The organism is Actinomadura madurae (assembly GCF_900115095.1).
In the GTDB taxonomy this organism is placed as follows: Bacteria; Actinomycetota; Actinomycetes; order Streptosporangiales; family Streptosporangiaceae; genus Spirillospora; species Spirillospora madurae.
On record NZ_FOVH01000007.1, the window covers coordinates 346,479 to 360,544 of the forward strand.

The 14,066-nt window shown below is 72.6% G+C and carries 12 protein-coding genes; 4 read left to right on the forward strand and 8 right to left on the reverse strand.

All coding sequences use genetic code 11. The features are described from left to right. The gene (locus BM339_RS21735) at positions 1-4,524 is read left to right on the forward strand and encodes a type I polyketide synthase (RefSeq protein WP_075022020.1); all 4,524 of its coding nucleotides are present in this window, start codon (positions 1-3) and stop codon (positions 4,522-4,524) included. Positions 4,525-4,527: 3 nt separating this feature from the next. On the opposite strand, the gene BM339_RS21740 is transcribed toward BM339_RS21735, so the two are convergent. From BM339_RS21740 to BM339_RS21765, 6 genes are all read right to left on the reverse strand, one after another. Further along, on the reverse strand, positions 4,528-4,974 hold the full coding sequence (locus BM339_RS21740; protein ID WP_200871915.1) for a response regulator transcription factor: 447 nt from the start codon (positions 4,972-4,974) through the stop codon (positions 4,528-4,530). 310 nt (positions 4,975-5,284) lie between these two features. Continuing rightward, a complete protein-coding gene (locus tag BM339_RS21745) occupies positions 5,285-5,935 on the reverse strand; it encodes a DUF1990 family protein (RefSeq protein WP_021595795.1) in 651 nt (216 codons plus the stop codon). Then, the gene (locus tag BM339_RS21750; protein WP_075022021.1) at positions 5,932-7,371 is read right to left on the reverse strand and encodes a DUF1990 family protein; all 1,440 of its coding nucleotides are present in this window, start codon (positions 7,369-7,371) and stop codon (positions 5,932-5,934) included. The genes BM339_RS21745 and BM339_RS21750 overlap by 4 nt, the downstream gene beginning before the upstream one ends. 81 nt (positions 7,372-7,452) lie before the next feature. After that, complete coding sequence (locus BM339_RS21755) at positions 7,453-7,923, reverse strand: hypothetical protein (RefSeq protein WP_021595797.1); 471 nt, start codon at positions 7,921-7,923, stop codon at positions 7,453-7,455. Between the two features lie 79 nt (positions 7,924-8,002). Then, positions 8,003-8,575, reverse strand: coding sequence for a DUF4240 domain-containing protein (locus BM339_RS21760; RefSeq protein WP_075022022.1), 573 nt, complete (start codon positions 8,573-8,575; stop codon positions 8,003-8,005). A 27-nt stretch (positions 8,576-8,602) separates the two neighbouring features. Beyond that, positions 8,603-9,931: a cytochrome P450 gene (locus tag BM339_RS21765; protein ID WP_021595799.1), complete on the reverse strand. Its 1,329-nt coding sequence runs from the start codon at positions 9,929-9,931 to the stop codon at positions 8,603-8,605. Positions 9,932-10,060: 129 nt separating this feature from the next. Between BM339_RS21765 and BM339_RS21770 the strand changes: the two genes are divergently transcribed. Further along, positions 10,061-10,879: an SAM-dependent methyltransferase gene (locus BM339_RS21770; RefSeq protein ID WP_033332864.1), complete on the forward strand. Its 819-nt coding sequence runs from the start codon at positions 10,061-10,063 to the stop codon at positions 10,877-10,879. A gap of 103 nt (positions 10,880-10,982) precedes the next feature. On the opposite strand, the gene BM339_RS21775 is transcribed toward BM339_RS21770, so the two are convergent. Continuing rightward, positions 10,983-11,828, reverse strand: coding sequence for an LLM class F420-dependent oxidoreductase (locus BM339_RS21775; RefSeq protein WP_021595801.1), 846 nt, complete (start codon positions 11,826-11,828; stop codon positions 10,983-10,985). Positions 11,829-11,877: 49 nt separating this feature from the next. Further along, complete coding sequence (locus tag BM339_RS21780; protein WP_021595802.1) at positions 11,878-12,786, reverse strand: class I SAM-dependent methyltransferase; 909 nt, start codon at positions 12,784-12,786, stop codon at positions 11,878-11,880. Between the two features lie 312 nt (positions 12,787-13,098). Here BM339_RS21780 and BM339_RS21785 point away from each other — a divergent pair, with 312 nt between their 5' ends. Beyond that, complete coding sequence (locus BM339_RS21785) at positions 13,099-13,299, forward strand: CbtB domain-containing protein (protein WP_024935932.1); 201 nt, start codon at positions 13,099-13,101, stop codon at positions 13,297-13,299. Position 13,300: 1 nt separating this feature from the next. Then, complete coding sequence (locus BM339_RS21790) at positions 13,301-14,047, forward strand: CbtA family protein (RefSeq protein WP_024935931.1); 747 nt, start codon at positions 13,301-13,303, stop codon at positions 14,045-14,047. Positions 14,048-14,066: the final 19 nt, after the last annotated feature.

Below are 14,066 nucleotides of genomic sequence, written 5' to 3' on the forward strand. Positions count from 1 at the left end.
ATGACCGGCGACCTCATCGCGGTGGTCGGGATGGCCTGCCGGCTCCCGGGTGCGCGCGACCTTGAGGAGTACTGGGCCAACCTGGCCTCGGGCGTGGAGTCCCGCCCCTCTCCCCCGGCCGGCGGACCGCGGACCGGCCCGAGAACGCCGGACGCCGACCTGTTCGACGCCGACCTGTTCGGGATGACCGCGGACGAGGCGCGCCTCTGCGACCCGCAGACCCGGATCTTCATCGAGACGTGCCACGCGGCGCTGGAGAACGCGGGCTACGATCCGTTCGGCATCGACGAGTCCGCCGGCGTGTTCGGCAGCGCCGGACCGGCCGACCACCTCGCCACGCTCACGTCGTACACGCTCGACCTCCACGGGCCGAGCATGACGGTGCTCACCGCATGCTCGGGTTCGCTGGTCGCCGCCCACTTGGCGGCGCAGTCACTCCGGGCGGGCGATTGCGATCTGGCCATCGCGGGCGGCTCGGTGGTCGGCCCGCCGCTCGGCCACGGCCGGCGGACGGACGGCCTGCGGAGCACGACCGGCATGGTCTCCGGCAGCGGCGCCGGGGTCGTCGTGCTCCGCCGCCTGGCCGACGCCATCGCGGCTGGCGACGCCGTCAGGGCCGTCATCCGAGGCAGCGCCGTCAACAACGACGGCGCCGACAAGGCGTCGTTCAGCGCGCAGAGCGTCTCCTGGCAGGCGGCGGTCATCGCTGAGGCTATGGCGCTCGCCCGCGTACACCCGGCGGAGGTGGGGTACGTCGAGACGAACGCCACCGGCCGGCCGCTCGGCGACCCGGCCGAGGTGGGCGCCCTCGCGGAGGCCTTCGCGATGCTGGCCGACGACCGGCCGCCCCGCCCGGGCACCGTCATCGGCTCGGTGAAGTGCAACATCGGGCACCTCGCCACGATGACCGGCATGGCCGGACTGATCAAGACGGTGCTGATGCTGGAACGCGAGGCGATCGTACCGACGATCGGGATGACGCGGTCCGCTCCCCGGCCCGGCCTCGCCTCGGCCCCGTTCACGATCGCCACCGAGTTGCGCCACTGGCCCCGGGAGGCCGGCCGGCCACGCGTCGCGTCGGTGAGCGCGTCCGGCATCGGCGGAACCAACGTCCACATGGTGGTGGGCGATGTGCCCGACCCGGACCCGCTGCCCGCACCGGCGCCGGGCACCCCGCCCCATGTCGTCGTGCTGTCCACACGGTCCAACCGCGCCACCGAGGAGCTCCGGGCCGGGCTCGCCGGCCATTTCGCCACGCACGGCGACGAGCGTTTCGCCGACGCCGTGGCGACCCTGCAGCACGGCCGCACCGCACATCCCGTTCGGCTCGCCGCCGTGTGCACCGACTCCGTCGATGCGGCCAATGCGCTGACCGACCCCGCCCGGCAGCTCACCGGTCGCGCCGGAGACGCGTCCACCGTGCTCCTGTTCTCCGGGATGGACACGCTCCCGCCGCGCGCGGCCATCGCCCTCTACGGGTCGGTCCGCGCCTTCACCGTGGCCATGGACGAGTGCCTGGAGCTGTTCGAACGGGCGGGTGCCCGGCGCCTTTACGACACCTGGCATGCCGACCGGCCGGCGACCGACCCCGCTGTGGTGGAGCCCCTCCTGTTCGCCATGCAATGCGCGTTGGACGCCATGTGGCGTGATTTCGGCGTCGAACCGCACGCCGTACTCGGATACGGCCTCGGTGAGATCACCGCGGCCACCGTCGCCGGCCTGCTCGACCTCCCCGCCGCGGTGGAGGCGGTATGCGCCCGCGCGATGGTCGGGTATCCGGGCGGCGACGCACGAGAGGCCGCCGCACGATGGGCGGCCGCCATCGCGGCGGCACCGGTCCAGCCACCGCGGGTACCGATCTACTCGGGGACGACCGGCCGGCGCGTCACCGACCTGGAGAACATCGATCCAGGGCTCCTGACCGGCCGATCCATGCGGCCCGAGCCGCTCGGCCAGGCGCTGCGCGCCGTGCTGGACCCGCCCGGCCGGCTGCTGCTGGACGTCGGACCCGGCACCGCGCTCGGCGACCCCGTGGCGGTCGACCCGCAGGCCCCCGTCGTGGCCGGGTCACCCGCGGGAAAGGAGGGGTTGGACGGCATCGCGCACGCCGTGGCGGAGCTGTGGGTCAACGGGGTGGAGGTCGACTGGGAAGCCGCCGGGCACCCGGCCCCGTCCCGGCGGGTGGCCCTGCCCGGCTATCCCTATCAGCGAGACCGATACCGGATCGACCCGCCAGACGACACCGGATCGCACGGCGGACCGCAGCGGCTCCAGGCCGTGGACACGGTCACGAGCGCCGGTACCGGCACCGGTGAGCCGTCCCCGTTCAGCACCGTGGAATGGATGCGCCGGCCCCGGCCTGAGACCGCGAACGGCGGCTCCGGAAACGCCCTCGTGCTGTCGCCCGACGACGGCGAGCAGGCCGAGCGCGTCCTGCTCGCCCTCCGGCTCGCCGGCTACCGGACGACGGTGGTCCGCCGCGGCGCGGGCTTCGCCGAGACGGACGCGGGGTTCGTCATCGGCGGGGCCGGCGATCTGCGGCGTGTCGGGCTCGTGATGGAGGAGAACGGCGAGCGGCCTGACGCCTTCGTCCACGCCGCCGGTCTGGCGGCGCCGCCGGCCGCCGGATCCACCGTCCTCCCCGCCCGCGTGGACGAGATGGCCGAGAGCCATGTCGCGTTCGCGGAGCTCGCGACCGGCCGGCGGTCCGGACCCGGCACGCCCACGTTCCACGTCCTCACCAACGGTGCGGTGGACATCTCCGGAGACGACCGGGTCGATCCCGCCAGAGCCGTGCTCCTCGGCCTGGCTCGCGACCTCCTCGGCGCCGCGTCCGGCATGCGCGGCGGCGTGATCGACATCGGCGACCGGGTGAGACGGGCGGACATCGCCGCGGAGCTCCGGCTCGGCCACCCGGCTCTCCTGGTGGCGCTTCGCGGACGGAACCGATGGCTGCCCGTCGGATGCCCGCTCGTGCTTCCCGCCACCGGATCCGACGTGCTTCGCGAAGGCGGCGTCTACGTGGTCACCGGTGGGCTCGACGGGCCGGGCCTCGCGGTCGCGCGGGCACTCGGCGACAGGCTGCGCGCCCGCGGCGTGGATCTGCACCCCCTCGCCGCCGACCTCGGCGACCGGGACGCCCTGCGCGGCGAACTGGCCGCGCTCACAGCACGGCTCGGGCCCGTCAACGGGCTGTTCCACCTCAGCCATGACGACGAACCGGCAACGATCTCATTCCCGGAAGCGGCCGCCGTCTCCGTCAGGAAGGCCCTGGGCTCGGCGAACCTCGCGGAGGTCTTCGCCGATGCGCCACCTCTCGACTTGACCGTGCTCTTCTCCGGCAGGACGGGCAGGCCCACGGACGCGGCGGGCGACGCCGTCCTCGACGCGATGGCGGTGCCCCCGCCGTCGTTCGGCCGCCCGGTCAGCATCAGTTGCCCGGTTCCGCCCGACCTCACACCGACCGACCTCACACCGACCGACACCGCACCGACCGACACGATGGCAGAGCCGGAGCTGCCGGCCGCGGCGATGACGTGGGAGATGGAGTTCAGCGCGAGCACCCACTGGACGCTCGACGAGCATCGGATGGGCCAGACTCCGGTGATGCCGGAGACCGCCTGGCTCGACCTCGTCATCAGACTGTTCGGCGAGAGGTCCGCCGATTCCGGCGCGGCGGTCGAGCTGCGTGACGTGGCCTTCCACGAGCCGTTCACCGTCCAGGGAACCCGCTCCGCACACGTGACGCTCGCCCCCTCCGACGGTGGGTACGAGTTCGCGATCAGGTCGACCGCCGAGGACGGCCGGGTCCCCCACGTGACCGGCTGGATCTTTGGGCACGACGGCAGCGCGCCCGTGGCCGATCTCGCGGCGCTCACCACCCGGATGACGGAGACCGGCCGGCGCGCGCACCTGCCGGAAGGGCATCCGTTCACGGTCGGCCCGCGCTGGCACAACGTGACGGCGACCGCCCAGGCCGGCCGGGAAAAGCTCGTGGCGGTCACGCTGATGAACGCGTTCGCAGCCGACATCTCGGAGCACCGGTTGCATCCCGCGCTCCTGGACACCGCGACCGCCGCCATGCTGGCGGCCGGCGAAGGCTCTCTCGCACCGGCGGCCATCGGGCGGATGCGGGTGTACGGCGACCTGCCGGCCGGTTTCCACAGCCACCTGCGCCGGGGGTCGTCGACGGCGACCCCGACGGCGACCGGCGATATCGAGCTGATCGCACCGGACGGCACCGTGCTCGTGAGCATCGATGGCTTCACCGTGCGGGAGCGCGCCACAGGTCACGGCCGGACCGGACCGGCGGCCACCGATGCCCGCCCCGCGAACCTGACGTCATCGCGGCCTGGCCTCGATCCGGTCGAATGCGCTCAGGTGGTGGTGCGGGCACTGGCCGGCCAGGCCGAGGGCGCGATCATCGTCAGTCCCGATGCGGGGCGGTGGCCGGCAGCAGACCCCGGAGAGGGAACCACGGCGCATCCGCCCGCCCCGGCCCGGCCGACCGGCAGGAACCGGTAGGGGTCAGCTCCGGAGCGCCAGCATCGCCGCCCTGGTCAGGTCGGCCTTGTTGCCGAGAGCCCACTTGGACCGGATGCGTTTGACGTAGGTGTCGACCGTGTGCCGGCTGATGCCCAGGCGGGTCGCGACCTGGTTGTGCGTGAATCCCCGTGCGATGAGCTTCAAGACCTGGTGCTCCCGCGAGGAAAGCGAACCGAGCCGCTGCGCCGGCTCCGGCGCGGCCGGCTCGGTGACCTCGGCGCCCTCCCAGAACCGCGCGCCCCGGGCCGCCCCCCGCACGGCCGAGACGAAGCTCGTGCCGTCCGCTTCGCGATTCACGCAGCCGCAGGCGTAGGCGGCGAGCGGCGTCGAACGGACCGCGAGGGCGTCATCGGTGACCAGGAGCAACGGTGGAGCCCCGAGGGAGAACGCCGAATCAGTCAACGCCTCGTGCGCGAGCGGGAGTGCCATCACGAGAACGTCCGCCCGCAACCACGATCCGACGCTCTGCAGATCCGAGTGAATCCCGGTCACCGTGATTCCGTTCTGGCCGAGCAAGACGGAAAGGCCGTTCGCATAGATCGGCATGTTGTCGAATAGCTCAACTCTGATCACGCGCGCCCTTCCTCCCCGAGGTTACGCAGCTCAAGGGCCGGTGGCAGTCTGCCACCATCCGCTTTCAGATCCGCTTCACCGCTTGTGCAGGTGAGCGCCGTCTAGGCGTATTGACCGCTCGATGCGGGGGAGGCCGCGGAAGGCGGCCTTCTCGGGGTGGACTGCATCATGCCCGGTCTGCGGGTTCTGCTTTGAGGGCGGCGGCGGTGAGGGTCTCCATGCGGCGGCACGCTCGCCTGTAGAACCTGAGCTGTGTCGCGCGGCCGAAGAGGACGAAGCCGAGACGCACGATCGGGTTCGGGATGGACGCCCGCTGCGAGAAGCCGTGGACGTGGAACTCCACCTCCCCCGTGTCGAGCCACTTGCGCACTTCCTGGTCCATCTGGCCGCGTTCGAGGTGGCCCTGCAGCGTCCGGTAGTTCCAGCCCCACACCCGTGCGCGGCGGCCGTCCACGTCGACGACCCCGTCGACGACGCCTCCGACGCGGAGGCCGAGGTAGAAGCGCAGCCCGTAGAACCGGCCTTCGAGCAGCATGTCGCGGCCCGGCTCCGGAGGTCCCGAGCGGCAGATCTCCCGGATGATGCCCGGGTCGGCGTACTCGTAATTCCGGACCAGGTGGCGGGCGATCTCCCAGCTCCCTCCCTCGACCGGCGGGCCGGGCGGCTCCGGCGGCAGCGGCTGCCGGAAGTCGTCGAGGTGCCAGCCCCGCTCCGGGCGGTTCATGTCGTGCCGGTCCGGGTCGAAGTTGAGGGGAAGCCGGTGCAGGCCGGCGTGGCGCCGGCGCATCCGCCGCTCGACGCGGGTCCTCGTCCTCATCGGGTCCTCTCCGGCGGGCGCGACCGCTCCGGGCGTCCATGCCCGGCACGGCGGGCCGCGTTCTGCACGGCGGTGTAGGTGACGCCGCGCGCCTGCTGGAGAAGCCCCGCGGGAGGCAGTCCCCATATGGGGTTGAGGACGGGGTTGAAGCGCATCGGCTCGCCGTCGTCCAGTGCGGGCCCCTGGATCCGCAGTTCGCCGAACCGCTCCCAGCGGCCGAACTCGGTGGCCGCCACCAGGTCCAGCAGCAGCGGCCGCTCGTCCAGGGCGCGCGCCAGGGAGACGAGATCGGCGGGAACGTCCGAGCCTCGTCGCGCCACGGCGCCCAGCAGGACCCGGCGGTCGCCGGCGCGATACGCGAGCAGGGAACCGTAGAACGCCGGGCTCCACCTGGTCGCGGGTCGGAGCAGGTGGCGGCCCAGCCGGGTCCGTCCGGTCGTCGCCAGCAGCAGCTCCGCGTCTTCTGACTGTGGCTGCCGCCATCGGAGCGCCAGGCCCAGTACGTCCGGGAGCAGGGGAGGCAGGCCGGCCGCTCGGGAGAGCCGTGCGCGGCCGCGCAGCTCGGTGTGGTCGTCGAGGAACGGGACGCCCCAGTACCGGGACGTCCCGTGCAGGGTCAGGGTGGCGTCGAACACCAGGCCCCGGGGATGCAGCGGCCGGTCGCGCAGCCGTGCCGCCAGGGCGAAGGGGCGGGCGAACGCGGCGGTGACCGCGCCGGCGACGAGCCGTTGCGGGCGCCCCGGACCCGAGACGTCCGCCCGCTCGGTCCGGACGTCCACGTCACCGATCATGCGGCCGCCCGACAGCTCGGCGACCCGGGCGCAGAAGTGCGTCCACATGTGCAGCTGCATCTCCTTGGCGATGCCCAGGCCCACGTAGAGCGCCTTCCCCAACCGGTCGGCGCTGCGCGCCCAGGACTCGATCGTGAAGACGACGTCGCCGTCCGGGAGGTCCCGGGCCCGGAACTCGATCTCCCCCGCCTCCAGGTGGCCCTGCAGCGTCGCGAACCGGAACGACTCCGGCGTCCGCTCCACCACCCGGACCGGGCAGTTCCACGGCCCCGGCATGTGGACCACGTACTCGTCCCCGGCCTCCAGCGGCCGGGAGGCCCCGACGGTCTTGTCGAAGACGGCGACCTCGACCGGCGAGGCCGCGTTGAGATCCTCGCCGAGGCGCTCGATCAGCTCGGCCGCGGTCAGCCGGCAGCCCGAGACGCGGACCGTGTAGCGCCGCTGGTAGACCGGCCCGGTGCCCTGCCGCGGGGCCTGGATCCGGTCCCCGCCGCGGCGCGGGATCCGCCTGATCTCCGACACGGCCCCGGTGCGGAGCCGTCCCCGCGGCACCCGGCGGGAGTTCCGCAGCCACCGCCACAGGGCGATGCCCATGCCCGCGGGCCAGCGCGCCGCCCGCGCGCGCCGCCGCCACCGTACTCGCACGGCGCCCCCCGATACCGTCGCGTGGGTGCCCGGCCTCCGCCGGGCCGACGGGCGTGGCCTACCCGGTCCGACCTGGCCGAATCACCGCGGCGGGCCGGTCTCGCCTTCCGGCGCGGCGGCGTGCTCCGGCAGGCCGCGCGTCCGCCGCCGCTCCTTCATCTCGGCCTCCTGGACGTGCCGCCGGCCTCCCGTGAGGCGGGCGCGCACCTCGCCCTCCAGCCGGTGGAACGCCTGGTAGTAGCCCTCGTCGTACTCCTCCACGAGCTGGAACGTCCAGCGGCCCCGCAGGACGTTGCGGCCGATCAGCTCCTCGGCGACCCGGCCCGCCAGGTCGCCGTGGCCCGCGGCGCGCAGGAGCTCCACGGCCTCGTCCAGTTGCCCGTCCGCCCGGCCGGTCAGCTGATGGAACGCGTACAGGTGACCCCGCGCGCACTCCGTGGTCTCCAGCGCCTCCGTCACGCGGCCGGCCGCGGCCACGGCGTCGTCACCGGCTCCCCGCGGCCTGAGATGGCGGTCCGCGGGACGGTCACCGGAACCTTCCTCTGCGATCATGCGTCACCTCTACCCCGCGGCGAGGGCTCTGCACGGCGCGGGCCGGACCGGCACCTACGCGACGGTGACGGCGGCGCGTTCAGCCGACGAAGAGCCCCGCGAGACGCGGGAGGTGCCGCCGCGTCTCGTCGTCGTCCTCGACGTCCCAGCTCTCCCCGGCCGGCTCCGCGGGACGCGTCATCCCGCGCACGGCCGTCTCCATGGCCGCGTCGAGGGAGCCGGTCTCGCCCCGCACCCTCCGGTAGGCGTCCGTGACCGGGCGGCTCAGCGACTCGAAGCCGATCCAGCCGCCCTCGTCGCGGCTCATCCGGACGACCACGGGCACTCCCGCCAGGGAGTCGGGGTCGGCCACGGCCCGCGTGAACGTCTCTCGCCCGAGCAGGATCAGCCCGTCGCGGAAGTCCATGAAGCCGTCGTCCCCGCAGCCCCCCTCGATGAGATAGGCGGCGTTCCACAGCGGCTGCCGGTACGCGGTGTCGGTCACCTCGATCGCCTTGGCATAGAAGTCGATGATCTGCGCCGCCTCCAGCCCGGTGAGGAGGTCCGTCAGCGCGCCGGGCAGCGGGTCATCGGGCGGGTTCCGGTCATCGGCACGGTCGCCCACCTCGGCGCGGGCCCGCTCGATGAGGCCCCACCAGCCATCGATCGTCACGGGCGGCGAGCCTAGCGGGCCCGGCCCTCACCGGGGAGTGAGGTTCATCCGGATGTCGTCGGCGGCCCAGAGGACGAAGCGCTCGATCGGGGTGATCGTCTGGCCGGGCGCGAGCTCGAAGCGGAAGCGCTTGAGCAGAATGGCCAGGACGAGCTCGGCCTCGACCATGGCCAGGGCCGCGCCCTCGCAGCTGCGCGGGCCGAGCCCGAACGGGATGTAGGCGAGGCGGGGGCGTCCGGCGGACGCCTCCGGGGTGAACCGGCCGGGGTCGAACCGTTCCGGGTCGGGCCAGTACTCGGGGTTCATGTGCACGGCCCAGAACGGATAGAAGATCGTCGTGCCCGCCGGGACGGTGTACTCGCCGAGCCGGAGGTCCTCGGTGGCCTCCCGCGCGCCGTAGGGGCCCGGCGGGTAGAGCCGCATGGCCTCCTTGACGACCGCGTCCAGACGGGCGAGCTTCCGGAGGTCGCCGTAGTCCGGGGCGGGACGGTCGCCGAGGACCTCGTCCACCTCGGCGGTGGCGCGCTCCGCCGCGTCCGGGTGCCGGGCCAGGAGGTACAGAGTCCACGAGATGGCGACGCCGGTGGTGTGGTGGGCGGCCAGCATGGTCATCAGGACGGTGTCGCGGATCCGCGCCGGGGACTCGCCGGCGGCGGCCAGGGCGGCGATCAGGTCGCTGCGGTCCGCGTCGTCCCGCCCGCGGTGCGCGGCGAGCACCTCGTCGGTGGTCGCGCGCAGGTAGGCCAGGGCCTCCTCGGCCCGGCGGGCCTCCTCGCCACCGGACGCGTCCGCCTGGCCCATGTAGTGGGTGAGGACGGTCTCGAACGCGGACACGACCCGTCCGGCGGACTCCTCGGACCCCAGGCCGCTGCCGAGCGCGTACTGGCAGATCATGCTCAGGGACAGCTCGCTGAGGTCCTTCTGGAGGGCGATCGGGCCGGCGGCCGCCCGCGCCGACCACCGGTCGGCCATGCCGGTCGCCAGCGCGGTGAACTGTGCGAAATGAGCCTCGTGCGAGGGGCGACCGGCCAGCACCGACAGCATCACCCGCCGCCACGGGCCGTGCTCGGCCGCCGGGATCGTCTGGAGGTTGCCCGACTCCTGGAGGGGCGCCAGGAACTCGAAGAGCTTCTCCGGACGCTTGTCGATCTTCGCGGTGGCCTCCAGCAGGACGGGGTCGGCGACCGACACCGCCAGGCCCGCGCCGGGCAGCGGGAAGCGCACCACCGGCCCGTACTCGCCGTGCAGTTCGAGCTGGTAGTTGTGCAGCCCGCCGGCGGCCGCGATGGCGGCGCCGCCGTCGTCCTCGGTGGGCGGTCCGGGGATTTGCGATGCTGTGCTGGCGTCGCCTGGCATTTGCGCTCCCGCGTACAGATCTCGGCTTCGGTTGTACCCGAGTTGATCACAATGCTTACATGTTGGGGGACGAATCGCGATAAGTCCGAAGCCGGACACGATCCGCCCACGAGAGGCCGGGAGGAGATGATGGACGGCATCGATGTGAATACGCCGAACGTCCCGCGAATGTACGACTACCTCCTCGGCGGCAAGGACAACTATGCCGCCGACCGGGAGGCCGTGGAAGAGGTGGTCCGGCATGCTCCGGACACGCCGTTCATGGCGCGCGAGAACCGCGCCTTCCTGCGGCGCGCGGTGCGTTTCCTGGCCGAGTCCGGCATCCGCCAGTTCATCGACATCGGCTCGGGGCTGCCCACCCAGGGCAACGTGCACGAGATCGCCCACCAGGTCGCGCCCGACGCCCGCGTCGTCTACGTCGACCGGGAGCCGGTCGTGCTGGCCCACGGGCGGGCGCTGCTGGCCGCCACACCGGAGGTGACGGTCATCCAGGGCGACGCCCGGCGGCCCGGCGAGATCCTGGAGGATCCGGAGCTGAACGCGCTCATCGACTTCGACCGGCCGGTCGCGGTGCTGATGCTGGCGGTGCTCCACTTCATCGGCGACCACGACGACCCGCCCGGCATCGTGGCGCGACTGCGCGACGCGGTCGTCCCCGGGAGCTACCTGGCCGTGTCGCACGTGACCGGCGACTTCGACACCGACAGCCGGGTCCGGGACGCGGGCGCGGTATACGAAAAGGCCACGTATCAGATCACCCTGCGCGCCCGCGCGGAGATCGCGCGCCTGTTCGACGGCTTCGAACTCGTCGATCCGGGACTCACCACTTTGTCGATGTGGCGTCCGGACCCGGGTTCGACCGTTCCACTCCGGGCCGACCGCCAATGGTGCTATGCCGGTGTCGGACGCAGGGTGAGCCCCGGCGAGGACGAGTCGGGCCAAGCCTGAGCAATTTGGTTGAAGTTTGTAATTCTTGCTTCGACTGGGTTTGACCAGTTCCCTCAACAGGAGGGAAAGTGCTCCCTTCCCGGGGCTCCAGAGACGCCGGAGGTCAGAGGCCGAGGCGCCGGGCGTGCCGGCCGAGGAAGGCGACGACCTCGTCGGCGGGCTTGTCCGGCAGACCCCACATGATCTCGGTGACGCCGGCCTCCTCCCATGCCGCGATGTCCTCGGGCGAGGGGCGCATCGCGGCCAGGACGGAGATCTCCGGCCGGCCGGTCCGCCCCGCGTCGCTCCAGGCCGCCTGGAACTCGGCGGCCTTGGGCAGGATGTCGCGCTCGATCGGGGTGGTGATCCAGCCGTCGGCGTGGGCGGCGATCCAGGCGAACGTCTTCGGCCCGCCGCCCGCGCCGATCAGCAGCGGGATGTGCGGCTGGACGGGCTTGGGCCAGGCCCAGGACGGGCCGAACGAGACGAACTCCCCGGCGTAGGACGCCTGCTCCTCGGTCCACAGCGCGCGCATCGCCTCGACGTACTCGCGCAGCACCGTCCGGCGCTTGCCCGCGGGGACGTGGTGGTCGGCGAGTTCGTCGGTGTTCCACCCGAACCCGGCGCCGACCGTGACGCGCCCGCCGGACAGGTGGTCGAGCGTGGCGATGGCCTTGGCGAGCGTGATCGGGTCCGACTCCACCGGCAGCGCCACCGCGGTCGCGAGCCGGATCGTGGACGTGACGGTGACCGCGGACGCCAGCGAGACCCACGGGTCCAGCGTGCGCATGTAGCGGTCGTCGGGCAGCGTCTCGTCACCCGTGCCCGGATGCGCCGCATCGCGCTTGACCGGGATGTGCGTGTGCTCGGGCACGTAGAAGGTGTGGAACCCGTTCTCCTCTGCGGCCTTCGCGGCGGCGGCGGGCGTGATGCCCCTGTCACTGGTGAAGAGCACGATGCCGTGTCGCATGCGTCCGATACTAGAACGCGTTCTATCGACGCGGAGCCCGGATCCCGCTCTACGGTTCGCGGCCGCCGCGCACGGCCCGCGGGAGGGCGGTCAGCTTCCGGCCGACCTTGAAGCTGACCGAGCCGCGGACGGCTTCCAGCTCGTGCCTGGCGCGGGCCAGCTTCTCCTCCGTGCGGGCCAGCCGCTGCTCGGCCTGGGCGAGCCGCTCCTTCAGCTTGGCGCCATCGTTCTTCTTCTTCGCCGCCTTGCCCTTGATGCGGACGAGCGGCCGCCCGGCGACCTCCTGGACCTCGTGCCAGACGTCCTCCCGGCCGCGCAGCCACTCCAGGAGCTCGTCCTGGACGGTGGCGGAGTCGCCCCAGGTGCCGTAGAGCTTCTGGGTCGTCACGCAGATCGGGCGAAGCCCGTCGACGGCCACCGCCTCCCAGACCGCGGCGGAGACGCCGGGGGTGTGCTCGGACCGGTAGTCGTCGCACACGATGAGCCCGCCGGAGGGGAGCATGACGTGCGCGGCCCGGATGTCGCCGTTCACGTGCTCGTACAGGTGGGACGCGTCCACGTGCACGAACCGGCAGGTCTCGGGCTGGACGTGGTCGAGGATGAGCGACGTGGGGCCTTGGATGATCTCCGGGAGCTCATCGTGGAACGCGCGGTAGTTGGACTCGAACCCCCTGCGGGTCAGGGTGGAGTACGAGCCCTCCATCTCCGCCTGGTTGGAGTCGTCCGGTGCGTCGGAGTCGAACAGGTCGCACACCGTGAAGGTCTCGCCCTCGCGCAGGTGCCGCCCCATGAGGATGGCGCTCTTGCCGAGGTAGGAGCCGAGCTCCACGAGGTCGCCCCGCTGCCCCATGCGTTCCTGGCGTTCCAGGAACCAGGTGAAGAGCAGCTGGTCGACCTTGGGGAACCACCCCTTGACGTCGTCGAGCGACGCGGGCCGCCCGGTGTCTTGGCTGATCATGTACGACTCCATCGTCATCGTGTTTCGGGAGCGAGGGGACACGAAGCACCGAAGCCGTCATGGTAGGTGAACGGAGCGTCATGACCACAATCGCGGTATCGGTCAGGGTGGACGACATCGACAGTGGACGACATTGACAGCGGTGTCCACGGCGCCGTACGGTTCGGCTGATTCACGGTCGCCCGAGGGAAATCCGGTGAGATGCCGGTGCGGACGCGCCACTGTATCCGGGACGCGGATCCCGGGAGCCAGGTCGCTCGGGTGATCGCGACCTCATTGTCCGGGACGCGCTAGATCCCCTACGGAGGCACCGTGAGCACTGCGTCCGCACGCAGCATGCCCGCTCGCACCATCCCCCTTCACCGAATCGTTCCCTGGCTGCTCGCGGTCCCCGTGCTGCTGCTGCTCGGCTACCTCGTCCTGATGGACAACGGCGCCGTGTCGCAGACCGGCGGCTACCTCCACGAGCTGATGCACGACGGGCGGCACCTGCTCGGCGTGCCCTGCCACTGACATGGTGCGCACCCTGCTGGTCAGGGGCCTGCTGCTGGGCCTGCTGGCCGGTCTCGTCGCGGGCGTCTTCGCCTTCACGGCCGGTGAACCCCGGATCGACGAGGCGATCGCGCTGGAGAACGCCGCCGCCGCGCACGAGCACGGCGGCGCCGTCCACGAACACGGCGCCGGGGCGGCCCACGAGCACGGCGAAGAGGTGAGCCGGGGCACGCAGAAGGCCGGGCTGTTCCTCGCCACCGGGCTCTACGGGCTCGCCGCCGGCGGCGTGTTCGCGCTCGTGTTCGCGGCCCTGCGGGGGCGTGTCGGCCCGCGGTCGGACGGCGGGCTCGCGCTCGCCGCCGCCGGGACCGCCTTCGCCGCCGTCATCCTCGTCCCGTTCCTCAAGTACCCGGCGAACCCGCCGGCGGTGGGCGACCCGGAAACGATCAACAGCCGGACCGTGCTGTACCTGGCGATGATCGGGGTCGGGCTGCTCTCGGCCGCCATCGCGGTGACCACGGCGCGGCGCGTGCCGGGCGGGCCGTGGGCGCGCTGGCCCGCGGCCGTGCTCGCGTTCCTCGTCCCGGTGGTCGTGGCGTCGCTGCTGCTCCCGGGGGTCGACGAGGTGCCGGACGGTTTCCCGGCCACGCTGCTGTGGCGGTTCCGCATCACCTCGCTCGGGACGCAACTGGTGTTCTGGGCGTCGTTCGGCACGCTCTTCGGATGGTTCTGCGACCGGGCCGCGCGTCCCGCGCCGGCCCCGGCGTGAGCGGGCCCGCCTGAACGGG